Below are 21,970 nucleotides of genomic sequence, written 5' to 3' on the forward strand. Positions count from 1 at the left end.
TGTTACGCTTGAATAACCTTGCAGCTGATGGCGAGGCGAACAAGCTGAGAGGTGTTCTGCAATTTTAACTTCTTCATGATACTTGCCTGATGGACGCCAACGGTTTTAGGGCTGATAGAAATCATTTCCGCAATTTGCGCCACTGAATTCCCTTCTGCTAACAGTTTGAATAACTGAAATTCACGCTTGGAAAGAACTTGCAAAGGATTCCCAGAGGATTTGCCGAGCACTTTGTCGGTCAGTAAATTTGAAGCCAATTCCGGATCGATATAGACGCGACCCTGACTCACCTGGCGGACTGCTTTTAGCAATTGCTCGAGGTTGCTTTGCTTGGTGATATAGCCTGTTGCACCCATCTTTAACGCGCGTTGGACCATGATTTCATTGCTGTGCATGCTGAATACCAGAATATTTGCAGCTGGATTTTTTGTTTTGATGCGATGAATGGTTTCCAGGCCATCTATACCCTGCTTGTCCAGATTTAGATCAATAATAGTCACATCGGGCGTATGTTCTTGATAAAGGCTGCAGCCGGCTTCTCCATTATCAGTATCGGCTAAGACATGAATATCCGAGGTGCTTTCAAGTAGACGACGATATCCATTGCGCACGACTGGATGGTCATCGATGAGTAGCACCGTAATTGGCTTTTCTCTCACAATTCGAACCCTCCTGCTGTTTCAGTGAGAACTAACGCGAATTTTAAACAGCATTCACTGCTGGGCTTGGTTAAGCAGACCCACTGTACTTCTCATTGCGAGTGCTCTTGTTTCAATAATTTGAATATATTTTGGGGCATTGGGCATAGTTATAGAATAAGGGTAGAGCTTATTTTTATCTAAGGAAATTCCTTAATTACACAATAAGTGTGCGGCGGTAAGTTGTATGTTTGTGAGAGGGATGATCCTTTCCCGATGTAGCTAAAATAAGCGTCTTGGAACGTAAAATAGAATGTGTGGCTGGTTGATTACATTGCGTTTAAACAAGCATGGCTACTGATAGCTGGACGAACCGTTGCGCGGTGTTCTGCGCCGACTCATACCGCAGAGTGCCCTTCATTCATATCACTTTGATTGACGCATTTGGCTTGTTAACCCGAATATTTCATAAATTCGCGTGATGATCACGCAGGATTTTGATTAATAGGGAAGTTTTGAGAAGGAGGGGTGTAGTGACTCATACACCCGACCGAGCAAAATCTTTCTTATTAATCAAAAGACAAGTGAGGGCACGTGCCAATTTATGAAATATTCGGGTTAAAGGTTGTCAGTTTTTCTCCTTCTGTTTGAGGAGTCGAGCGGCAGTTTGACGTGAATTTGTGTTCCATGGTTTGGAATGCTACGAACAGAAAATTTGCCACCTGAAGCGATGGCTCGTTCACGTATTCCCAGCAGTCCCAGTCCTGTGGGTATTTGATTGACATTGTAACCCTTGCCGTTGTCTTTCACGCTTAGCGACAAAATATCATCTGCGGCGGTTGTGCCAGTTCTACGACTCAAGCGGATGAGAACTCGAGTAGCCTGTGCATGTTTGCGGACATTGTTGAGTGCCTCCTGAACAATGCGAAATATGGTGATATTGGTATGTTCATTGAGTTTGTCCAAGGTGCCTTCGAATTTGAGTTTAAGAATAATATGGGGGTTGTGTGTAATCCACTGTTCTCTTAATTCAAGTAGAGCATCTTCGAGCCCAAGCGTGTCTAATAGAGTAGGACGTAATTGGCGCAGCATATCGTGCATTACTTCATGCATTTTTTTTACGCATCGTTTAATGGCGTGAGCGCTGGTATAGATGGTGGAATCTTGATCAGAGAAATAGGCAATCGTTTCTGTTTCCGCGTGAATGGCGGTAAGCCATTGGCCTAATTCATCATGCAGTTCTCGCGCAAGAAAGCGTCGTTCTTCTTCCTGCATTTTGAACAGATTCTGCATCAGTCGGCGGCTTCCATCCAGCAACTCTTGGTCGAGATGCCGCTTTTCTTTAACAAGGTTAATGTTGGCCATTACCGTGCGGCAAGTGTCAGTATCTTTCGCGACCAAACTTTCCAGGCGTATGTGGATTACCTTATTGAGGGCTCCTTTGATTCTTAGCTCGGTGACGACGTTATTGGAAGAGTTAAAAGTTTGCTGCAGATGGCTAAGAAATCTGTGACTGTCATCGTGAACAATGTAGCTTAAGAAAGATTTGTTCAAAATGGATGCGCGCTTCTTACCAAGCAGGATAGATGATCCGGTCAGGTTGATTGCCAGAATGTTCCCGGCTCTATCCAGTGTAAGATAGCCTACAGGGGCATTATCGTAGAGATCGGCATAGCGGCTGTGCATTGCTTCCAATTGTTGTTGCATATCCTTAAACTTACAGTTCTGGATCTCTAATTCCGTCTGATGTGTTTGCAGTTCGGTCAGGAGCTCTATCATGCTGTGAGCTTCGCTGTCATCAGTTTTCATGGAATCATGATTTTCATTCATGCTATCTCCCTTTCCATAATAGCAAAGCGATTAGATTATCTGTTTTGTTCTGCAATGCATTGTAGTGATCCGCCTCCTGTGCAGGGAGAGCTTGATTGCTGTATTAGGTGTTCTTTTGTCAGGCAAAGATTGTGCTGATGCTTGTAGGCATAAGTAGAGTGGTTTCTGATCGTTGGGTCGTGAGCAAGACATTGCACGTGGTTTTTGTTCTAATAGGTGTCGTGCGCTCACATATTTAAGTTTCTTGCATGATAGCAGCACTTCAAGTATCAAGAATTAAGGAAGTCTGAATGCATGTTTGTAAATAAGGTATCGGCATTGGTGATTATATTATTTAGGAGATAGATAAAAATATACTGGGTGAGTATTTCTGTGCAATATTCTGGTCATAATGACAGGCAGAAAGAGTGGTTGGAGTATAGGTCGGTCGCTAGCAGTGACATCATTATTCGAGTTTACAGTCAAACTACGCACTTGGACTCATCCGGGTGAGGAATACAAGTTGATTATTGATCAAGTGTTTAGGTATCATCGCCAAGTGAAAAAGATTTGGCAGTCTATTTAATTTATCCGACAAATTCTTAAATCTATAGATCTCAATGGGTGCGCTAATTTTTTATACAGCTATTTATTTCCTTGGATATTTTGCCATCCATGGACTTAATCTGATAGCAGGCCGGATTTTAATCAATCGTCGAATAGCAGGATTGGTGGGTGTATTTTTTGTGGCGGTATTCCATGGCTATAAAATTATGAGTAGCCCTCTGCCAGCGAGGCAGGATACGGATGCAACTTATGCGCTTGGTTATTATGTGATTTTCCCCGTTGTAATCATTGTGGGTGTTTTTTTGTATATAACGTGGCAAGAGAAAAAAGATAATGATTCATTATGAAAAGAACTGATTGATTCATCGTCATTGAATAATTTAGGAACATAAAAGCTTTTTTTAATGCTTTGGTTTCTGATCGTGTGTGTTAAACTTTGTATATTAAAATTGGTGATACCTCCCATCTGAAAATAGAATGAAGAGCATTATCTAATAAGAGAAGAAAGAGCAGAGAAATTGGATGATGAATGATTATTTTTCCGTTAAAGCGGGCAGTTTAATTTATGTAACACGATCAGCTAGTCGATATCGATTTTCCATTTAACTTGCTGCAACCAAATACTTTACACAATTTCCTGTTTTTCAAGCCTAGACCTACAGTTGTTTTGATCAAATAGCATGTCCAATTTACTCGAGAGTATCATCCGTCCAGAAATTCTTGCGCTCTCTGCTTATCACGTTCCTCCTGCAAAGGGCATGATAAAACTGGATGCAATGGAGAATCCTTATACGTTACCCTTGATCCTGCGCGAAGAGATTTCTCAATTAGCGGAGGATGCCCATATTAATCGTTATCCCGATCCTGGTGCTGCATCACTGAAAGTTGCATTAAGAGATACGCTGTCCATTCCTTCCGAAATGGCGATTATGCTGGGAAATGGATCGGATGAAATTATTCAGATCATCGCTCTTGCCACGGCTAAACCAGGAGCAGTATTGATGGGGGTTGATCCGGGTTTTGCCATGTTTCGCATCATTGCTACTTTTTGTGGAATGAGTTACGTGGGGGTGCCATTAGCCACTGATTTTTCTCTCGATTTGGATGCCATGCTGGCTGCTATTTCCCAACACCAGCCCGCAGTTATTTTTCTGGCTTATCCCAATAATCCAAGTGGTAATTTGTTTGATGCTGAGGCAATCTGCCGTATTATTGAGGCTACGCCTGGTATCGTCATTGTCGATGAAGCCTATCATGCTTTTGCTGATGCAACTTTCATGGATATACTCACTCAATACCCTAATTTGTTGCTGATGCGGACGCTCTCAAAATTAGGATTGGCAGGGTTAAGATTGGGGCTGCTGGTTGGCAGGCCTGAATGGCTGGCGCAATTGGAAAAGCTGCGTTTGCCTTACAATGTAGGGATCATGACGCAACTGCTTGTAGAGAGAGTGCTTCAGCATTATGATATATTACTGGAGCAGGCTGCTTCGATTAAAGCAGAGCGTACTATTTTGAGAGCCCGTCTGGCAACGATGGGTGGTATTGAGGTTTTTCCATCGGATGCAAATTTTGTTTTATTTCGTCTCAATGAGGCCGGCCGGATTTTTCAAGAACTTCAGCAACACGGTATATTAATCAAGAACCTTGATGGTACACATCCATTATTAAAAGATTGCCTGCGCGTCACGGTGGGTACTTCTGATGAAAATACGCAATTCTGTAAAACACTGCGCCGCATCCTGGAGAGGCCATTGCTACTCGCCTGATCGTACATAATTCACGAAACAGAATTTCTCTATGCGTCAAGCTCAAGTCACACGTAATACGCTGGAAACTCAAGTTACTGTCGAGATCAATCTGGATGGTAGGGGTGAGGTGATGTTCGATACCGGGGTACCTTTTCTCGATCACATGCTTGATCAGATCGCACGTCATGGAATGATCGATCTGAAAATAAAGGCAAAAGGTGATTTACATATTGATGCACATCACACTGTAGAAGATATTGGCATCACGTTGGGGCAGGCGCTAGCCCAAGCAATTGGAAACAAGAAAGGCATACGCCGCTACGGACATGCCTATGTGCCGCTAGATGAGGCATTGTCAAGAGTGGTGATTGATCTATCGGGTCGCCCTGGAATGGCATTCCATGTTGAATTTGCGCGCGCACGTATTGGTGAATTTGATGTCGATCTGATACACGAGTTTTTTCAAGGTTTAGTTAATCACGCCATGATCACCTTACACATAGATAATCTCTCGGGCAATAATGCGCACCATCAGGCAGAAACCATTTTTAAGGCTTTTGGACGTGCCTTACGCATGGCTTTAGAAGCAGATCCTCGTGCTGCCGATCTCATTCCTTCCACAAAAGGTTCTTTGTAAACTTTATCAATTTTTCTCAAATCAAGTATGACTGATATCGCCATTGTTGATTACGGAATGGGTAATTTACGTTCAGTATCCAAGGCTCTTGAGCATGTCGCACCCACGGCTTCTATTGTTGTAACCAGTGATCCATCCATTGTACAAAAAGCGTCACGCGTTGTCGTGCCTGGTCAGGGCGCGATGCCTAATTGCATGCATGAGCTAACGACTCGCGGATTAAAGGATGTTGTGCTGGAAGCAGCTAGGAATAAACCTTTTCTCGGTATTTGCCTCGGTCTGCAAATGCTGTTTGATGAAAGTGAAGAAGGAAATGTTAGGGGATTAGGCATTTTTCCTGGCAAAGTGCGCCACTTTTCGCATGATGCGATGATAGGTTCTGATAGAAACAAGCTCAAAGTTCCTCATATGGGCTGGAATCAAGTGTGCCAAACAATCCAGCATCCCTTATGGGATGGTATTGCCAATGATGCGCGTTTTTATTTTGTTCACAGCTACTATGTGGAAACAGACAACCCGGAAATAACGGCTGCCTACACGCTTTACCCCACCCCGTTTACTTGCGCAATCGCCCAGGATAATATTTTTGCTGTTCAGTTTCATCCGGAAAAAAGCCACCTGGCGGGATTGACGTTATTAAGTAATTTTGCCAAGTGGGAACCGCATTCCAGTCATTAGTACAATCCAATTCATTACATATGGTTTTTTTTCAGTCCGGTTCTTTTATTCTCAATTATTTATCCTGACAACATATGCTGATTATTCCCGCGATAGACCTCAAAGATGGACAGTGCGTACGTCTTAAACAAGGAGTCATGGATGACGCAACGGTATTTTCTGAAAACCCTGACGCTATAGCCCAGCACTGGTTGGAGCAAGGTGCACGTCGATTACATTTGGTCGATCTAAATGGCGCATTTGCTGGTAAACCGAAGAATGAGTCAGCTGTTCGCGCCATTGTAAAGGCGATTGACGGGAATATCCCGATTCAACTTGGCGGTGGTATTCGCGATCTGGAAACCATCGAACGCTATTTGGATAGCGGCATTACTTATGTCATTATCGGAACAGCTGCGGTGAAAATCCCTGGGTTTCTGCATGATGCGTGTTATGCTTTCCCTGGTCAGATTATGGTAGGGCTTGATGCCAAAGATGGTAAGGTGGCGGTGGATGGCTGGTCCAAAGTCACTGGCCATGATGTCGTGGACTTAGCGAAAAAGTTTGAAGACTATGGTGTCGAAGCGATTATTTATACTGACATTGGCCGTGACGGCATGCTTACGGGTATCAATATTGAGGCAACCATAGCCTTGGCACGGAAACTGACTGTTCCAGTCGTTGCCAGTGGTGGAATTACCAATCTGGATGATATTAAGACTCTGTGTGAGATTGAGTCAGAAGGCATAATGGGCGCGATTACTGGTCGAGCTATCTATCAAGGTACGCTGGATTTTAAAGAGGCGCAATTATTGGCTGACAAATTGAGTACAATGGTGTAGCGAAAAATGACATGATGTCGAGAATGGAATTCAAGTCTGTTCACATGCTTCGTTCTTATTTGTATTTCATATTGTAAAGGTTTCTGGATTCATGGGGCTTGCCAAACGTATTATTCCGTGTCTTGATGTCAACAATGGGCGAGTTGTCAAGGGCGTTAATTTTGTTTCGCTGCGAGATGCAGGCGATCCTGTGGAAATAGCTCGTCGCTATGACGAGCAGGGCGCTGATGAGCTTGTTTTTCTTGATATCACCGCCAGTTCCGATAATCGCGATTTGATTTTGCACATTGTTGAAGAAGTGGCGGCTCAAGTCTTCATTCCGCTAACTGTTGGCGGGGGAGTGCGTAAAGTCGAGGATGTCCGCCGGTTGTTAAATGCAGGCGCTGACAAAGTGAGTGTCAACACTTCTGCGGTACTCAATCCGCAACTGGTAGAAGATGCAGCTAGCCATTACGGCTCCCAGTGTATTGTTGTCGCCATAGATGCCAAACAAGTCATAGATGCCAAGCACAATGATCCGCGCTGGGAGGTGTTTACACACGGCGGCCGTAATGCAACAGGTCTCGATGCTATTGAATGGGCCAAAAAAATGCAGGCACTGGGTGCAGGTGAAATTTTACTGACCAGCATGGACAGAGATGGCACACGCCACGGTTTTGATCTGACCTTGACTCGTGCCATTTCAGATGCAATAGACGTACCGGTGATTGCTAGTGGCGGGGTAGGCACCCTGGATCACCTGGTTGATGGTATCCTGCAAGGTCGTGCTGATGCGGTATTGGCGGCCAGTATTTTCCACTATGGCCAGCATACCATCCAGGAAGCCAAGCAATATTTAGCAAAACATGGAATTGAAGTGCGTCTGTAATACTTAAATAAAATTACAGTGATATCTTATCAGGATGAGCATTTATGTCAGATACTTGGCTTAATAAAATAAACTGGTCTGCGGATGGACTGGTGCCTGTCATTGCACAAGATGAACAGAGCGGTAAAGTGCTGATGGTTGCCTGGATGAATCGAGACGCTATCAAATTGACTGCTGAGACAGGCGAGGCTGTTTATTGGTCGCGTTCCCGCAAAAAGATTTGGCGAAAAGGAGAAGAATCCGGCCATGTTCAGAAAGTAAAAGCGATTTACCTGGACTGTGACGAAGATGTGATATTGCTTTCCGTGGAACAAGTGGGAGGGATTGCATGCCACACAGGCAGACAGAGTTGTTTTTTCAATAAACTGGAAGAAGATCAATGGGTGGTAACAGCGCCCGTAATGAAGGATCCTGTGGAGATCTACAAATAATGGCCGATTTATGCATCCTCGATCGCCTGGCAGAAACTATCGAGGCACGTAAAAGCGCGCATTCTTCCAATTCTTATGTTGCAAAACTGCTCAGCAGTGGTCAGGACAAAATACTCAAAAAAATTGCCGAAGAAGCCGCGGAAACTATCATGGCTTCAAAAGACGGGAATACAAAGCATCTTGTTTATGAAATTGCAGATTTGTGGTTTCATTGTCTTGTGTTACTTGCGCATCATGAATTAAAACCTGAAGATGTGCTGCACGAATTGGAGCGACGGGAAGGTATTTCTGGTATTAAAGAAAAACTATCGCGTAAAACAGGGCAATAAATGGAAGAGTGTATTTTTTGCAAGATTATAGGGGGAGAAATTCCCGCCAGAAAAGTGTATGAAGACCAGGATCTTGTTGCTTTTCATGATATCCATCCGGCTGCACCAGTCCATTTCCTGTTGATACCCAAGCGACATATTGCCTCATTGTATGATGTGAGCGAGACAGATCAACAGCTATTGGGAAAAATGTTATGGCGGGTTCCTCAGATAGCGAAGCAGCAGGGCTGTGAGAGCGGATTTCGCACAATTATCAATACTGGACGAGTAGGCGGGCAAGAAGTATTTCATCTTCATATCCATGTCATTGGAGGAAAAGATCGTTTGCCCACTATGATTCATCATGGGCAATCAACATTGAGCGAGGGATAAGCAATGGGAACATTTAGCATTTGGCATTGGCTGGTAGTGCTAGCGATTATCGTCCTGGTTTTTGGCACGAAAAAGCTTCGGAATCTGGGCAGTGATCTTGGTAATGCGGTCAGAGGATTCAAGGAAGGCATGAAGAGTGCCGAGGAGGATAATACTTCTCCCCCCTCTCAGTCTCAGCAAATCACCAGCCACTCTGTCGAAGCAGGAGTCAAAGAGAAAAACGAGACTAAGCTATAATATCACTGCGCCGCCATAAGGCAGGCAATATCAGTGAAACTACTATCAATGAAGGAATACAAATTAGCGATTCCTTCCGGTATCACTCCTTCGGAAGAGGAGTATCGTTGGAGGGAATGAGAGATGTTTGATGTCAGCTTTGCAGAAATGCTCGTCATTTTAATTGTGGCGCTGATCGTAATCGGACCAGAACGCCTTCCTCAAGTAGCGCGTACGATAGGGCACTTGCTTGGACGCGTGCGACGGTATGTCGATAATGTCAAGAATGATATCCGGCACGAAATAGAGCTTGATGAATTAAGGCGTTTAAAAAATTCCGTACAGGAAACGACAGACTCCATCGAACAAGCAGTGAGGAAGGAGTTTGATCAAATACAGGCAGCTACAGATTTGAGCGCGGCAGAAAAAACAACAAAAACCGTATTGCCTGGATTCGAGCAAATTGGCGCTCCTATAGAAAATACACTTGCTACTCAGAGTCAATCTTCCTTGCCGCAACAGACCTCAGAATCAAATAAAAACAGCACAGTGCCCTAAAAAGCATTGCACTTTTTATTGATTGCTTCAGTCTGGCAAGCTTAACAATGTCTATTCACCTGGTCTGATTCATCATGAACGTATAACCCCTAGATTCCTCAGTTGGTGGCTCATTCGAGCATTAACATTATGAATATTTCAATCTTTCCTATAAATTTCACACGCCATTTCACTCAATTGAGGAATCTAGGATGAATGAGGAGAACACCTTTATTTCACATCTGGTGGAGTTGCGTACCCGGTTGATTCGTGTGTTTTCTGGGTTGGTACTTGGTTTTATGCCCTGTGCCTATTTTGCACGCGATCTCTACACAATACTGGCGCAGCCTTTGTTGGAGAAGCTTCCATTAGGTGGGCAGATGATTGCCACAGCAGTAGCTACGCCTTTTTTTATACCTATGCAAGTGGCTCTGATGACAGCGTTTGTGATGACCTTGCCGCACACGCTTTATCAGATCTGGGCTTTTGTAGCGCCTGGTCTGTATTCTCATGAAAAGCGCCTGTTTCTGCCACTCGTTATTGGCAGCAGCTTATTGTTTTTCATCGGTATGGCATTTGCTTATTTTGCCGCGTTGCCCCTGGTATTTGAGTTTATTATTTATTTTGCTCCTGAAGGAGTGGCGGTCATGACCGATATCGGCGAATACCTTGGTTTTGTCCTCACCATGTTTCTCACCTTTGGTATTACCTTTGAGGTCCCTGTATTCGTCGTAGTGCTGGTTCGGACAGGCGTTATCTCGCTGGAAAAAATGAAACAAGTGCGTCATTATGTTCTGGTAGGCGCATTTGTGATAGGCGCGATCTTTACGCCCCCTGATGTGGTTTCGCAGTTTCTGCTGGCCATTCCCCTCTATTTGCTTTACGAATTGGGTATATTTCTCGCTGGTTTATCAAGTAAGCCGACTAATCCGATTTCAGATCAGCAATTTTTAAACAACGCAAATAAGCCAACTATAAAAGTAAAAGACGATTAGGTGTGCCAAGTTTCGAGAATTCTACGCAACGTAATAGGGCTGCTCGTAATTACGCATTGATCTCTTTCTCATTTTTTCTTACTAGCGCCGCTAGGTAGATATACAAGTTTGCAGCGGCTGCTTTGAGGCGTCTTAAGATTTTTTGTTTTATAGAAATCTTTGGGATGCCGAGTAAGTATGATGTTCAAACCCATTGTTGTTTTATTGAAACGAATACGCATGATCAAACTACTCTCTATCATCTTTTTTTTATTTTGGATCATAACCGGTACTGAGTATAGCCAGGCGAAAGAGCACGCTAGTCAACTCCAAGTAATCCAGACCAAGCTTGATACACTGAATAACGGTGAAGAAACACCGCAAAAAAAGAAACTTAAAGAAATTTATCTCAATACCCAACAGGTATTGCTTGATCATCAGGAATACCTTAATAAAACACAGCTCTATTCGCAGCAACTGAATAAATACCCACAACAGCTCGAAACACTTAGAAAGCAGAAGAATAAAGCTGTCCCTACTACAGCCGATGTCGCAGAATTCACAGGGTTATCCTTAAGCGAAATGGAGCAGCGATACGTCACTATTCAGGTGAAGTTATCAGAACTACAAAATCAGCAGCAGAAACTGATCTCAGAAATTGCAATACTTCGCCAACGTGCCATTAATATTAGTGAGGAATTAGTGGCAACAAACAATGCACGCAAAGCTCTGACAGAAAAATTACCTTCACCTTCGCTGACGGATGCTCCTGATGAAAAGATTATGGATGCGCTAAAGATTTTCCAGGAATATCAAAGTCAAGCGCTGACAGATAAGATTCGCATGCTGGAGCTGGAAGCATTAACACTCCCTAATGCCATTGAAATTGCCACCTTACAGGAAGAACTCGTGCTAAGGCCAGAGATTCAAATACTGGTGCAGAAAGTCGAGTGGCTAACCAAGCAAATTAACCTGAAAAGAAAAACCGAGACAGAAGAGCTTGTTGAGAAGTCTGGACTGTTACTAGAAGAGGGGAAATGGCAGCATCCAGCACTACTCATGATGATTAAAGATAATGAAGAACTCGCCGCTAAACTCAGTAATTATGCTGCGCGTGCAACTAAATTGATGGTGCAAAAAACACGTCATGAAAACCAGCTCAGTCTTATTACGAAGAGCTACGTGACGCTCCAGCAAAGGCTGGAATTTGAAGAAGAAGATGATGCATTGGGAACAGAGATTAGAAAACAATTTAAGCAAATGCTGTCAAGGCCTAATATCAGGGAAACGCAAAAATTGTTGAGTAGTGCAAAACTGGAGTTGTTTCTGCTTGACCAAGAAAAGCGAGAAATGATGAATGATAAGACTTATTTCAAAAGAATAACTGAAGGCCATGCTGTCGATGAGCAAGCACTTTCTTATCAGGGTTTAACGAGAGCATTCCAGGAGCTTAAAAATTCCCGTTTGCATGTCATCAATCAATTTCTGGAAATATTGCATTCCTATATCAAGGAGCTAGAGCTTTATGCTTCAATTCAGAATCAATTGATTGAGAAAATCAGTCAGTATGAGCTTCTACTCAAAGAAAATTTGCTGATCACCCGCAGCGCTAAACCAATTGATTTGCAAATAGCCGATATAACGGATGACCTCAACGCTGCAATCGCCTGGTTCGTTTCCAGTAAGACGCAAACTGCGCTAGTAAAAGTTATTAATAAAGTATGGCTGCCAGTTTTGGCTGTTCTAGCTTTTTCTTTAATCATCGGAGTGATTTTTAGGCAGATTTATTGGCCTCGCTACTTGCAGTGGGAAGAAATCGGTAAAGAAGCCTGGGGAAAAGTTAATCAAGATAAGGCGCGCTATCCTGTTGGCATGTTGTTGTTCGTCATCATCCAATCTTTACTTGTTTCCTTGCCCTTCTTGCTGATTCAGCAAGTTTTGCAACACAGTATGAATACGGAAATGAGCCGTGCGCTTTCGCTTACTTTTTATGTCGCTTCCATCACAGTTTTTTTCTGGAATTTCCTGCTTCAGATTTTTCGACCAGACGGTCTGCTCGTTAACCAGTTCCGGTGTCATACGGATATGGTAGATAAAATGTACCGGGATATTAAATATTATACGCCGGCCATACTTATATTAAGTGTCATCATTGCTTTTACAGATGCGCTTACGGACGATATCGTCCGTAACACTGTGGGAAGAATTGCTTTTATCCTGCTATGCATGCTGCTGGCAATATTTGCTTTAGGCTGGATGGCTGTGACTCGTCCTGGAAAGATCCTCTATCAAGGAAAATGTTTTACTTTAATTCAGAATCCCAGGCTGTGGATGTCGCTTCTTTTTGTGCAGCAGTTGTACATGATTGTCATGGCGGCATGGGGTTATTACTTCGCCGCCTTGTACCAGAGTATTCTGATTTTCCAGTCGGCTACACTGATAATATTTGGTAGTCTGGTTTTTTTCCTGAGCTACCGCAGTTTATTAATTACCCAACGTAGAATTGCTTTTAGAAGAGCAATTGCCAAGCGGGAAGAAATGCTTGCTCTACGCGCAACTGCAGGAAAAAGTGAAACTGAGTTTGTGGATGATAACTACATTGATATCAAATCAATCAGCAGACAATCGGCTACTTTATTAAAAATAAGTGTGTGGGGACTGTTGATTGGCGGTTTAAGTGTCATCTGGTTAGAAATGCTGCCTGCACTAGGGTTTCTTGAAAATATCGTTGTCTGGCGAACATCAACAATGAGTGAGGGTGAAACGGTCGTACGCCTGATTACGCTAGAAACATTGCTGGTGGCGTTGATTATTCTGAGCCTGGTCATTGTGGCGGCCCATAATTTGCCGGGTACGCTGGAGCTCCTGGTTCTCCAGCATTTATCCCTGAATACAGGTACCGGCTATGCCATTACTACGCTTCTCAGATATACCATTATCATTATTGGTGTGATGATTACATTCCAGATGCTCGGTATGGAATGGTCAAAAATCCAATGGCTCGTTGCCGCACTTAGCGTCGGACTGGGGTTCGGTCTACAGGAAATTGTGGCCAATTTTGTATCAGGGCTGATTCTTCTATTTGAACGCCCCATTAGAATAGGTGATCTTGTCACATTGAACAATGTGACCGGTACAGTCAGCAAGATTAATATTCGTGCGACGACCCTGATTGATCCGGATCACAAAGAAGTCGTCGTACCCAATAAAACATTTATTACCCAGCAGTTGATAAATTGGACACTAAGTGATCAGATTACTCGTATCCAGATACCCGTGGGCATTGCTTATGGATCGGACTGTGATAAAGCTGAATCATTACTGTTAGAAGTTGCCCGGAATCATCCATCGGTTCTGCGTGACCCGGAACCTGTCGCCTTATTTTTGGGATTTGGTGCAAGTTCGTTAGATTTTGAGTTGAGAGTTTATGTGGGTCAGCTTTCGGACCGATTGAACCTCACTCATGATTTAAATATGGAAATCAATCGTCGGTTTGCTGAAGAAGAAATTAACATCGCATTTCCGCAACTGGATATTCACTTTTACCGGGGGAATAACAAGGTAATAACTGAATAAATGTATGAGGAGATAAAAATAAACAGGCGATTGATATTGCATTTTTGATATGATTCTGGCAGCACATCGATTTAGCTGCTGCTGAATGGCTCAGGAATACCGAGTTGCTGTTATCGATAAATATTGTTTGTCGATAGGTAAGGAAGAAACCCACTAAATATCGAGGAGATAATAGGGATATCAATGGAATTACACAAACGGAATTTTGAATTCGTGCGGTATTTTCTGTATATATGTATCCCACTTGTTTTATTGATTATTGCCCTGCTGTGGTTCCTTCATCATATCCAAACAAATGCAGCCCTGTCGATCATGAAGGGGAGCGAGCGACAATCAGTACAGCTTGCTGAGAGAACCATCGGAACTGTGTTCGACATATTGCGGGGGGATGCACTTTATCTTGCAGAGCATTCGTTGATGCAGCAATGGCTTGATACCGGTGATCCCGCAGCACAATCACATCTCACTGCAGACTTTCTTGCTTTCATACGACATCGTCAGCTTTATGATCAGGTTCGTTTCCTGGATGAGCAGGGGCAGGAAGTAGTGCGTGTCAGAATGAAAGAAGGTCAGCCGATGATAATGCCGATGGAGGAGATGAGAAACCTACTTGACCGCCAATATGTACAGGATGCACTTGCCCAAAATGAAAAAACTGTTGCCATATCGCCGTTCGATCTCAGTATCGATCATGGAACGATCGAACATCCCATCAGACCAACCATACGTTTTAGTGTACCAGTATTCGACAGCAAGAATCAGAAGCGCGGCCTTATTGTGCTTGACTACCAAGGTCAGAGGCTATTAAATCGTTTGCGTGTCCTTTCTGATCTACACGCGGGCGACCTGTGGTTGCTTAATGAAAAGGGATACTGGCTATTAGGGCCGCGCCCGGAATTAGAATGGGGTTTTATGTACCCAGATCGACAAGCATCGCGCTTTGATCATGAATTCGGCGAAGAAGTGTGGTTGTCTATTCTGAATGACCCTCAGGTTGGTCAATGGATGCATGAAAAGGGAATGTTTACCTACGCTAAGGTTATGATGGCAAAATCGCCAAATAGCGTAAACAGTGAACAATGGCTTCTGGTTTCTTATATATCCCCATCGATTATGGCTGCGAGCATGGTCGATTTTACCAATGATAAGATCATTGCATTCATTATGCTCTCTTCATTGGTTGTATTATTGGGTGGAGTAACTGCCAGTTATGCTGCACGCCGTCGAGAGACTGAGAAGAGGGTGCAAGCCAGCGAAGCTCGGTTTCGTAAATTACTTGAGTCAGCACCGGAAGCTATTGTCATTCTGGAACAGAGTGGTCGCATTACCCTGGTCAATAAACAGGCCGAAACATGGTTTGGTTATCGCCGTGATGAGTTGGTGGGCCAGCTAGTGGAAAAAATTATACCCGAAGGGTTTCATAAAGAATATTCGCGAAATCAGGAACAATATATCGTTGAACTACAAACATGTTCGATGAAAGAGGGATCGGAGTTATACGGGAGACGCAAGGATGGAAGTAGATTTCCGATAGAAATTAGCTTGAGCCCGTTCGAGATGGATCAAAACCGGTTGTTTACCAGCATCATTCGTGATATGTCTGCGCGTCGACAAGTTGAAGAAGAGCGGCAGCGGATGGAGACACGCTATCGTGATCTGGTCAATAACTTACCCATAGGTGTTTTCCGCAATCGGCCAGATACTAATGGCAGGTTTCTTGAAGTAAACCAGGCTATGCTTGGTATCTTTGAGGCAGAATCAGTCGAACAGCTTCTTGCGCATCGTTTTAGTGAATCATATTGCGATCTTACTGACCGTATGGCTTTTATTAATAAAGTCACATCCCAGGGTTATGCGAAAGGCGAAGAGCTAAGATTGAAGACTTTGAAAGGACGGGAGTTTTATGCTGCGTTAACTGTCGCGATGCGCAAGGATGAAGCCGGTGAAATCTATTTCGACGGCATCATTGAAGACATCAGTGCGCGCAAAGATAACGAGCGTCAGATTCAGCGATTGAATGATAATCTTAGTGCCCGCTCCCAGGAATTGGAAACGATCAACCATGAACTGGAATCATTCAGTTATTCGGTTTCTCACGATTTACGCGCACCCTTGCGGGCTATGGATGGCTTCAGTCGCGCATTGCTTGATGAGTATGCCGATCGCTTAGATGATAAGGGACGCGATCGCCTTCGCCGGATACGGGCGGCTGCTCAGCGTATGGCAGAGCTCATCGATGATTTACTCAATTTGTCGCGCGTTAGTCGCACAGAGCTTAAATGGGAAGTCGTCAGCTTGACGCAGATTGCAAATAAAGTATTAGATACCCTACGGCAGGAAGCGCCGGAGCGCGCTGTGCAGTGCTTGGTCCAGCCTGATTTATTTGCTCATGGCGATACGCAATTACTGCGTATCATGATGGATAATCTGCTGGGTAATGCCTGGAAGTTTACTGCTCATCGCCAAGAGGCTTTCATTGAAGTGGGATGCAAGGTGAATGAAGAGAGAGTTATTTATTTTGTTCGAGATAATGGCGCCGGATTTGATATGACCTATGCGGATAAATTATTTGGTGTTTTCCAGCGTCTGCATGATGCCAATGAGTTTCCGGGTACGGGCATCGGACTGGCGACGGTGCAGCGAGTGATTCATAAGCATGGTGGGCACATCTGGGCGGAAAGCGCAATCAATCAGGGAGCGACTTTTTATTTCACATTAGAGGAGAGGAAATGAAATGGGCAATAGAGTAATAATGCTAGTTGAGGATAATCCGGATGATGCATTGCTCACAATAGATGCGCTGGAAGCAAACCAAATTAATAATAAGGTAGTGATAGCGCGCAATGGCGTTGAGGCACTCGATTATTTGTTCGGACAGAAGGGGTGTTCGCAACAAAAAATCACCGATCTGCCGGCACTTATATTGCTAGATCTTAAACTGCCTAAGATAAATGGATTAGAAGTATTGCGTCGCATTCGTGCTGATGAGCGTATACGTCTATTACCGACGGTGATCTTGACTTCGTCCAATGAAGATGAAGATCGAGTTAAAGCCTATTCCTTGGGTACCAATAGCTATGTACGCAAACCTGTGGATTTCGATGATTTTATCAGGATGGCTGGGCTGATTGGGCTTTACTGGCTGGGATTGAATGAACCCCCTTATGGTCGTCATCAATCTGTGTCTGTGTCTGCGTAGCAGGCAAAGGAGCCATCATTTATGTCAAGCATGCAGGAACATATGCCACCATTGCACTTCCTGTTTATTGAAGATACGGAAGATGATGCTCTGTTGCTGGTGGATTACTTTCAGTCGGCAGGGCTTAAGTTTGATTGGCAGCGGGTGGATACTGAACAAGGTGTGATGGCAAAATTACAGGAGTCGTGGGATATCATCTTTTCGGATTATTCCATGCCTGGATTTAGTGGCGCTCGTGCGCTGGAAATCGTTCGTCAGTATGATCCTGATATTCCTTTTATTTTCATTTCCGGTGCCATCGGTGAAGATGTCGTGGTAGAAGCCATGAAGCGCGGCGCTCAAGATTATGTCATGAAGGGAAACCTCCGCCGGTTATTACCTGCTGTAGATCGCGAGCTGCAAGAAGCTCAACAGCGCCGGAAGCATCGCCAAGCTGATCAGCTACTACGCAAGCTCTCTTTAGTTGTAACCCAGACAACAGACAGTGTTTTTATCACTGATCCCAAAGGGCGGATTGAATATGTCAACCCAGCCTTTGAGAAACTAACGGGTTATAGCGCTGAAGAAGTCCAAGGTAAAACGCCTGCCATTCTTCATTCTGGTATAAATGATGACAATTTCTACGAGCAGCTATGGCAAACCATCAGTTGTGGAGAAGGTTATAAAGGAACCTTCATTAACCGACACAAGAATGGGGAGCTGTTTTACGAGGAAGAGATCATTACTCCTTTAAAAGATGAGGAAGGGAACATCACTCATTTTGTCTCTACCGGTAGAGACATCACCGCTCGCGTGCAAATTGAAGAAGCGCAGGCTCGACTAACAGCAATACTGGATGCGACACCTGATCTGGTTGCTATTTTTGATCTGGAAGGCTATTTACGTTATTTGAATGAATCAGGGCGCCGTTTGCTCGGTCTGGATGTCGGAGAAGATATCAGTAGGTATTGCATGTGGGATCTATTTTTTACTGGTGCTGCACAGCAGCCAGTTTCTCAGATCCTTACGGCAGTTCAGCAGCACGGTGTGTGGAATGGCGAAACCATTTTACGGACTACCAGAAATAAAGAGCTACCGATTTCCCAGGTAGTCCTTGGTCACGGGAGGGATGGAGATTGCGTTGAGTATTTATCAACCATTGCACGAGATATCTCAGAACGGAAGCGTTTTGAGGCTGAGCTCGAGCACCAGGCTACCCATGATCGGCTGACCAATTTACCAAACCGTTCCTTATTAAGCGATCACTTTGCATCAGCAGTGAAATATGCACAGCGGCATGACAGTAGTGTCGGAGTGCTATTTATAGATCTTGATAACTTCAAACGGATCAATGATAACCTGGGACATGCAGCAGGCGATGTCCTGCTGCAACAGATTGCTCAGCGTTTGCAAGGATGCATGCGAGCAAATGATACGGTTGCACGTTTGGGAGGGGATGAGTTTATTATCCTAATCAGCGAGTTACATGATCCAGAAAATATACTGGATGTGCTGAATAAACTACGCGTCGCTTTTGAACATCCTGTGATTATCCAGGCCCATGAGGTCTATGTCACTTTTGGTATTGGTATCGCTCTCTATCCCCATAATGGTACCCGGCTAGAGGATTTGTTACGGCATGCAGACATTGCTATGTATCGGGCCAAGTCGAGTGGGTCCAATCAATACTGTTTTTATGGTTCTGATATGGATGCCCGTGGCCATGAGTTGGTGTCGCTGGAAGCAGATTTATGCCAAGCCCTGGAACAAGGAGGATTTGCTCTGCATTATCAGCCACAGATAGATTTGCGAAGTGGTCGTGTTGCTGGGATAGGGGGATTGATTCGCTGGCAACACTCAATACGCGGACTTGTGCCTCCAGCAGATTTTATTCCTCATCTGGAGAAATCAGGGATGATCATCCCGGTCGGTGAATGGGTATTGCGCCAGGCCTGTAGAGCGCATCGCAACTGGCGTGAATTGGGATTCAATGACATGCGTATTTCCATCAATGTTTCTGCTGCACAATTTAGTGATGTGGATTTGCTCGACAAGATACAGCGTGCATTGCAGGATGAGCATATGCCCAAGCGAGCACTTGAACTGGAGATCACAGAGAATATCCTGATGCGAGATCCGGTCAGTGCAGCTGAAATCCTGGAAGCAATTCATGCTCTGGGCGTCCGGGTCGCTATCGATGATTTTGGTACGGGTTATTCTTCATTAGCTTATTTGAAGCGTTTTCCGCTTGATGCGCTGAAGATCGATCGGACATTTGTGCGTGACATCACTAACGATTCTGGTAATGCGGCTATCGTGGAGGCAGGCATTTCACTTGCTCATAAACTTGATCTCGAAGTGATTGCAGAAGGTGTAGAGACCAAGCAGCAGTTGGAATTTCTGCAAAAACACGATTGTGATTTGGTGCAAGGCTATTATTTTAGCCGGCCTCTGCCCATGCCTGAGCTCACTCAATTGTTTCATGGAAAATGATAGAAAATGGATTGGGTATGGGATACCACCTCCAGGCGACAATTTTCTTGAAATTATCGTATCTCAAGGCAATTTGAGAGACCCCAATAGCCACTCCGGGAAAATACCGAGTCCGATAACAAAGAAAATGGCAGTGATTACCACAGTAAATGTTCCCTGTGAGAGCGGTATGATATCTAAGATGGTTTCTTGCTTACTATAAAGAACCATTATTACCCGTAAGTAATAAAAAAAGCGAGCGCCGTGTTAATCGCTGCCGCGATCGCTAACATCATACTATCTGCCTCGACAGTTGCTCCAAAGGCGGGTAATTTGGCCATAAACCCAGTTATCGGCGGAAGACCGGCGAGAGCCATCAGGCAAATTCCCATAGCGATTCCCAGCATCGGATAACGACGCCCCTGTCCATACAAGTAAAAATGTGGCTGACTGTCAACAGATTGCGTCGGGAGGAAATCATTGAAGAAATCGAAATTATCCTGCTTAGTGCAGAGATATTATTTGATAATGATCAGCTATACGTGAAAACGATTTTTTAAGGGTGCTTCAGCTATGTCCATGCTCTCAATTAATCCCGCGACGGGGCAAATCATACAATCCTTTTCCACATGGCAAACTGATGCGATTGACACCGTCTTAAGTCAGGTTGAATCGGCTCAGACAGGTTGGGCGCTGCTCAGTTTTGAGCAGCGATCGGTTTATATGCGAAAACTAGCGGAGATTTTTCGTCAGCGCCGCGATCACTACGCCAATCTGATCAACGATGAAATGGGGAAATTACTGAAAGAAGCCAGGGCTGAGATCGACAAATGTGCACTGGGTTGTGAGCATTATGCTGCGTATGCTAAAACTTATCTGGCTGATGAAGATATTGCATCCGATGCCAGCCGTAGCCTCGTCATTTATCAGCCGCTAGGGACGCTGTTTTGTATCATGCCGTGGAATTTTCCTTTCTGGCAGCTGATACGCGCCGCAGCGCCCGCGATGATGGCGGGCAATACCGTGGTATTGAAACATGCTTCTAACGTGCCGCGCTGTGCGCTTGCGCTGGAAGAAGCGTTTCGCGAAGCGGGCTTCCCGGAAAATACGTTTCGCACATTGATGATCACGGCTGCACAAGCTGAAACGGTCATTACCGACCCCCGTATCGCTGCCATAACCTTGACCGGTAGCAGCACGGCTGGACGCAGAGTGGCAGCGATTGCTGGTCAGCATTTGAAGAAATGCGTACTTGAACTAGGTGGATCTGATCCCTTCATTGTGCTCGATGATGCAGATCTCGAATTCACCGTAGCCCAGGCAGTCACCGCCCGTTTCCAGAACATGGGGCAAAGCTGTATTGCCGCCAAACGCTTTATTCTTGTGGATGCCATCGCCGATTCATTCGTGCGGCACTTTAAAACAGGGGTGGATCAATTACGCAGCGGTGATCCCAAAGCAGAATCCACCAGCATCGCGCCGATGGCGCGCACCGATTTGCGGGATAGTCTGCATGCACAAGTCAGACGCAGCCTGGCCATGGGCGCCATACTTCTGACCGGCGGCGAATTTATCGGCGCACAAGGCGCTTATTACGCACCGACCATCCTGGATCACGTACGCCCCGGCATGCCTGCTTTCGATGAAGAATTGTTTGGTCCGGTAGCGGCACTGGTGCGTGTAAAAAATGCCGAGGAAGCGATTCAATTAGCCAATCACACTTCATTTGGTCTGGCTGGAAGCGTATGGACCCGCGACACAACGCAAGGTGAATCGGTTGCTCGGCAAATTCAGGCTGGCTGTACTTTCGTCAATGGCGTCGTCAAAAGCGACCCACGTTTACCATTTGGCGGTATCAAAGAGTCCGGGTTTGGGAGGGAGCTGTGCTACCACGGCATTCGCGAGTTCGTGAATATTAAAACCGTATGGGTGAGTTGATTTTGTAAGCCTAAACAGTGCCCAGGTATCTAGCGCGACTAAGATAGAGCCATATGACCGATCTGGACTTGCCCATTGTGCTGCCCGTGTACCCTCATAAAATAGTCTCGCTGCTTTAGTCTGTTTCAAGGATGGACTACAGATACGTTCGAGATATGGCCTTTTTAACCCGCATTGA

General features: G+C 44.7%; 20 protein-coding genes. 17 read left to right on the top strand and 3 right to left on the bottom strand.

What is annotated here, in order from left to right; genetic code table 11:
- Nucleotides 1-2 precede the first annotated feature (2 nt).
- Both BLW34_RS04575 and BLW34_RS04580 read right to left on the bottom strand, forming a co-directional pair.
- Nucleotides 3-659: a response regulator gene (locus BLW34_RS04575; protein WP_090576187.1), complete on the bottom strand. Its 657-nt coding sequence runs from the start codon at nucleotides 657-659 to the stop codon at nucleotides 3-5.
- A gap of 597 nt (nucleotides 660-1,256) precedes the next feature.
- Nucleotides 1,257-2,468 carry an ATP-binding protein gene (locus tag BLW34_RS04580; RefSeq protein WP_090576190.1) on the bottom strand — a complete coding sequence of 404 codons (1,212 nt, stop codon included), beginning with the start codon at nucleotides 2,466-2,468 and terminating at the stop codon, nucleotides 1,257-1,259.
- A gap of 599 nt (nucleotides 2,469-3,067) precedes the next feature.
- Here BLW34_RS04580 and BLW34_RS04585 point away from each other — a divergent pair.
- The 16 genes from BLW34_RS04585 (at nucleotide 3,068) to BLW34_RS04660 (ending at nucleotide 19,875) form a co-directional block, all read left to right on the top strand.
- Nucleotides 3,068-3,361: a hypothetical protein gene (locus tag BLW34_RS04585; RefSeq protein WP_090576193.1), complete on the top strand. Its 294-nt coding sequence runs from the start codon at nucleotides 3,068-3,070 to the stop codon at nucleotides 3,359-3,361.
- A gap of 333 nt (nucleotides 3,362-3,694) precedes the next feature.
- Nucleotides 3,695-4,783 carry a histidinol-phosphate transaminase gene (hisC, locus tag BLW34_RS04590; RefSeq protein WP_090576196.1) on the top strand — a complete coding sequence of 363 codons (1,089 nt, stop codon included), beginning with the start codon at nucleotides 3,695-3,697 and terminating at the stop codon, nucleotides 4,781-4,783.
- Nucleotides 4,784-4,814: 31 nt separating this feature from the next.
- Nucleotides 4,815-5,402 (top strand): imidazoleglycerol-phosphate dehydratase HisB, encoded by a 588-nt coding sequence (gene hisB / locus BLW34_RS04595; RefSeq protein WP_090576199.1) that lies wholly within the window; start codon nucleotides 4,815-4,817, stop codon nucleotides 5,400-5,402.
- Nucleotides 5,403-5,429: 27 nt separating this feature from the next.
- The gene (gene hisH, locus BLW34_RS04600) at nucleotides 5,430-6,080 is read left to right on the top strand and encodes an imidazole glycerol phosphate synthase subunit HisH (protein WP_090576202.1); all 651 of its coding nucleotides are present in this window, start codon (nucleotides 5,430-5,432) and stop codon (nucleotides 6,078-6,080) included.
- A gap of 74 nt (nucleotides 6,081-6,154) precedes the next feature.
- The gene (gene hisA, locus BLW34_RS04605) at nucleotides 6,155-6,901 is read left to right on the top strand and encodes a 1-(5-phosphoribosyl)-5-[(5-phosphoribosylamino)methylideneamino]imidazole-4-carboxamide isomerase (RefSeq protein WP_090576204.1); all 747 of its coding nucleotides are present in this window, start codon (nucleotides 6,155-6,157) and stop codon (nucleotides 6,899-6,901) included.
- A 91-nt stretch (nucleotides 6,902-6,992) separates the two neighbouring features.
- Complete coding sequence (gene hisF, locus BLW34_RS04610; protein WP_090576208.1) at nucleotides 6,993-7,769, top strand: imidazole glycerol phosphate synthase subunit HisF; 777 nt, start codon at nucleotides 6,993-6,995, stop codon at nucleotides 7,767-7,769.
- A gap of 44 nt (nucleotides 7,770-7,813) precedes the next feature.
- Nucleotides 7,814-8,200, top strand: a complete 387-nt coding sequence (gene hisI, locus BLW34_RS04615; protein WP_090541573.1) for a phosphoribosyl-AMP cyclohydrolase — start codon at nucleotides 7,814-7,816, stop codon at nucleotides 8,198-8,200.
- Nucleotides 8,200-8,529 carry a phosphoribosyl-ATP diphosphatase gene (locus tag BLW34_RS04620; RefSeq protein WP_090576211.1) on the top strand — a complete coding sequence of 110 codons (330 nt, stop codon included), beginning with the start codon at nucleotides 8,200-8,202 and terminating at the stop codon, nucleotides 8,527-8,529. The genes hisI and BLW34_RS04620 overlap by 1 nt, the downstream gene beginning before the upstream one ends.
- The gene (locus BLW34_RS04625) at nucleotides 8,530-8,901 is read left to right on the top strand and encodes a histidine triad nucleotide-binding protein (protein WP_090576214.1); all 372 of its coding nucleotides are present in this window, start codon (nucleotides 8,530-8,532) and stop codon (nucleotides 8,899-8,901) included. It begins immediately after the preceding gene.
- A 3-nt stretch (nucleotides 8,902-8,904) separates the two neighbouring features.
- Complete coding sequence (gene tatA, locus BLW34_RS04630) at nucleotides 8,905-9,138, top strand: Sec-independent protein translocase subunit TatA (RefSeq protein ID WP_090576217.1); 234 nt, start codon at nucleotides 8,905-8,907, stop codon at nucleotides 9,136-9,138.
- Between the two features lie 123 nt (nucleotides 9,139-9,261).
- Nucleotides 9,262-9,675 carry a Sec-independent protein translocase protein TatB gene (gene tatB, locus BLW34_RS04635; protein WP_090576221.1) on the top strand — a complete coding sequence of 138 codons (414 nt, stop codon included), beginning with the start codon at nucleotides 9,262-9,264 and terminating at the stop codon, nucleotides 9,673-9,675.
- Nucleotides 9,676-9,866: 191 nt separating this feature from the next.
- Nucleotides 9,867-10,649, top strand: a complete 783-nt coding sequence (tatC, locus tag BLW34_RS04640; RefSeq protein WP_090576224.1) for a twin-arginine translocase subunit TatC — start codon at nucleotides 9,867-9,869, stop codon at nucleotides 10,647-10,649.
- A gap of 177 nt (nucleotides 10,650-10,826) precedes the next feature.
- Nucleotides 10,827-14,204, top strand: a complete 3,378-nt coding sequence (locus BLW34_RS04645; protein ID WP_256203589.1) for a mechanosensitive ion channel domain-containing protein — start codon at nucleotides 10,827-10,829, stop codon at nucleotides 14,202-14,204.
- 183 nt (nucleotides 14,205-14,387) lie between these two features.
- Complete coding sequence (locus tag BLW34_RS04650) at nucleotides 14,388-16,937, top strand: sensor histidine kinase (protein WP_090576227.1); 2,550 nt, start codon at nucleotides 14,388-14,390, stop codon at nucleotides 16,935-16,937.
- A gap of 1 nt (nucleotide 16,938) precedes the next feature.
- Nucleotides 16,939-17,403, top strand: coding sequence for a response regulator (locus tag BLW34_RS04655; protein WP_090576230.1), 465 nt, complete (start codon nucleotides 16,939-16,941; stop codon nucleotides 17,401-17,403).
- 21 nt (nucleotides 17,404-17,424) lie between these two features.
- On the top strand, nucleotides 17,425-19,875 hold the full coding sequence (locus tag BLW34_RS04660) for an EAL domain-containing protein (protein ID WP_090576233.1): 2,451 nt from the start codon (nucleotides 17,425-17,427) through the stop codon (nucleotides 19,873-19,875).
- Nucleotides 19,876-20,087: 212 nt separating this feature from the next.
- Here the strand turns inward: BLW34_RS04660 and BLW34_RS15500 are convergent, their stop codons facing one another.
- Nucleotides 20,088-20,261, bottom strand: coding sequence for a proton-conducting transporter transmembrane domain-containing protein (locus BLW34_RS15500; protein ID WP_143037864.1), 174 nt, complete (start codon nucleotides 20,259-20,261; stop codon nucleotides 20,088-20,090).
- 166 nt (nucleotides 20,262-20,427) lie between these two features.
- On the opposite strand from BLW34_RS15500, the gene BLW34_RS04665 reads away from it, so the two are divergent.
- Complete coding sequence (locus BLW34_RS04665; protein ID WP_090576236.1) at nucleotides 20,428-21,792, top strand: NAD-dependent succinate-semialdehyde dehydrogenase; 1,365 nt, start codon at nucleotides 20,428-20,430, stop codon at nucleotides 21,790-21,792.
- The last annotated feature ends 178 nt before the right edge of the window (nucleotides 21,793-21,970 follow it).

Source organism: Nitrosomonas sp. Nm58 (assembly GCF_900107335.1).
Lineage (GTDB): Bacteria > Pseudomonadota > Gammaproteobacteria > Burkholderiales > Nitrosomonadaceae > Nitrosomonas.

What these genes read in the sequence shown, in the direction of transcription:
- tatA (WP_090576217.1), top strand. Translation starts at nt 8,905, where the DNA reads ATGGGAACATTTAGCATTTGGCATTGGCTGGTAGTGCTAGCGATTATC.
- hisB (WP_090576199.1), top strand. Translation starts at nt 4,815, where the DNA reads ATGCGTCAAGCTCAAGTCACACGTAATACGCTGGAAACTCAAGTTACT.
- BLW34_RS04580 (WP_090576190.1), bottom strand. Translation starts at nt 2,468, where the DNA reads ATGAATGAAAATCATGATTCCATGAAAACTGATGACAGCGAAGCTCAC.
- hisF (WP_090576208.1), top strand. Translation starts at nt 6,993, where the DNA reads ATGGGGCTTGCCAAACGTATTATTCCGTGTCTTGATGTCAACAATGGG.
- BLW34_RS04645 (WP_256203589.1), top strand. Translation starts at nt 10,827, where the DNA reads ATGATGTTCAAACCCATTGTTGTTTTATTGAAACGAATACGCATGATC.
- BLW34_RS04625 (WP_090576214.1), top strand. Translation starts at nt 8,530, where the DNA reads ATGGAAGAGTGTATTTTTTGCAAGATTATAGGGGGAGAAATTCCCGCC.
- BLW34_RS04620 (WP_090576211.1), top strand. Translation starts at nt 8,200, where the DNA reads ATGGCCGATTTATGCATCCTCGATCGCCTGGCAGAAACTATCGAGGCA.
- BLW34_RS04665 (WP_090576236.1), top strand. Translation starts at nt 20,428, where the DNA reads ATGTCCATGCTCTCAATTAATCCCGCGACGGGGCAAATCATACAATCC.
- BLW34_RS04660 (WP_090576233.1), top strand. Translation starts at nt 17,425, where the DNA reads ATGTCAAGCATGCAGGAACATATGCCACCATTGCACTTCCTGTTTATT.
- hisC (WP_090576196.1), top strand. Translation starts at nt 3,695, where the DNA reads ATGTCCAATTTACTCGAGAGTATCATCCGTCCAGAAATTCTTGCGCTC.
- hisH (WP_090576202.1), top strand. Translation starts at nt 5,430, where the DNA reads ATGACTGATATCGCCATTGTTGATTACGGAATGGGTAATTTACGTTCA.
- BLW34_RS15500 (WP_143037864.1), bottom strand. Translation starts at nt 20,261, where the DNA reads ATGCTGGGAATCGCTATGGGAATTTGCCTGATGGCTCTCGCCGGTCTT.
- hisA (WP_090576204.1), top strand. Translation starts at nt 6,155, where the DNA reads ATGCTGATTATTCCCGCGATAGACCTCAAAGATGGACAGTGCGTACGT.
- BLW34_RS04655 (WP_090576230.1), top strand. Translation starts at nt 16,939, where the DNA reads ATGGGCAATAGAGTAATAATGCTAGTTGAGGATAATCCGGATGATGCA.
- BLW34_RS04650 (WP_090576227.1), top strand. Translation starts at nt 14,388, where the DNA reads ATGGAATTACACAAACGGAATTTTGAATTCGTGCGGTATTTTCTGTAT.
- tatC (WP_090576224.1), top strand. Translation starts at nt 9,867, where the DNA reads ATGAATGAGGAGAACACCTTTATTTCACATCTGGTGGAGTTGCGTACC.
- BLW34_RS04585 (WP_090576193.1), top strand. Translation starts at nt 3,068, where the DNA reads ATGGGTGCGCTAATTTTTTATACAGCTATTTATTTCCTTGGATATTTT.
- hisI (WP_090541573.1), top strand. Translation starts at nt 7,814, where the DNA reads ATGTCAGATACTTGGCTTAATAAAATAAACTGGTCTGCGGATGGACTG.
- tatB (WP_090576221.1), top strand. Translation starts at nt 9,262, where the DNA reads ATGTTTGATGTCAGCTTTGCAGAAATGCTCGTCATTTTAATTGTGGCG.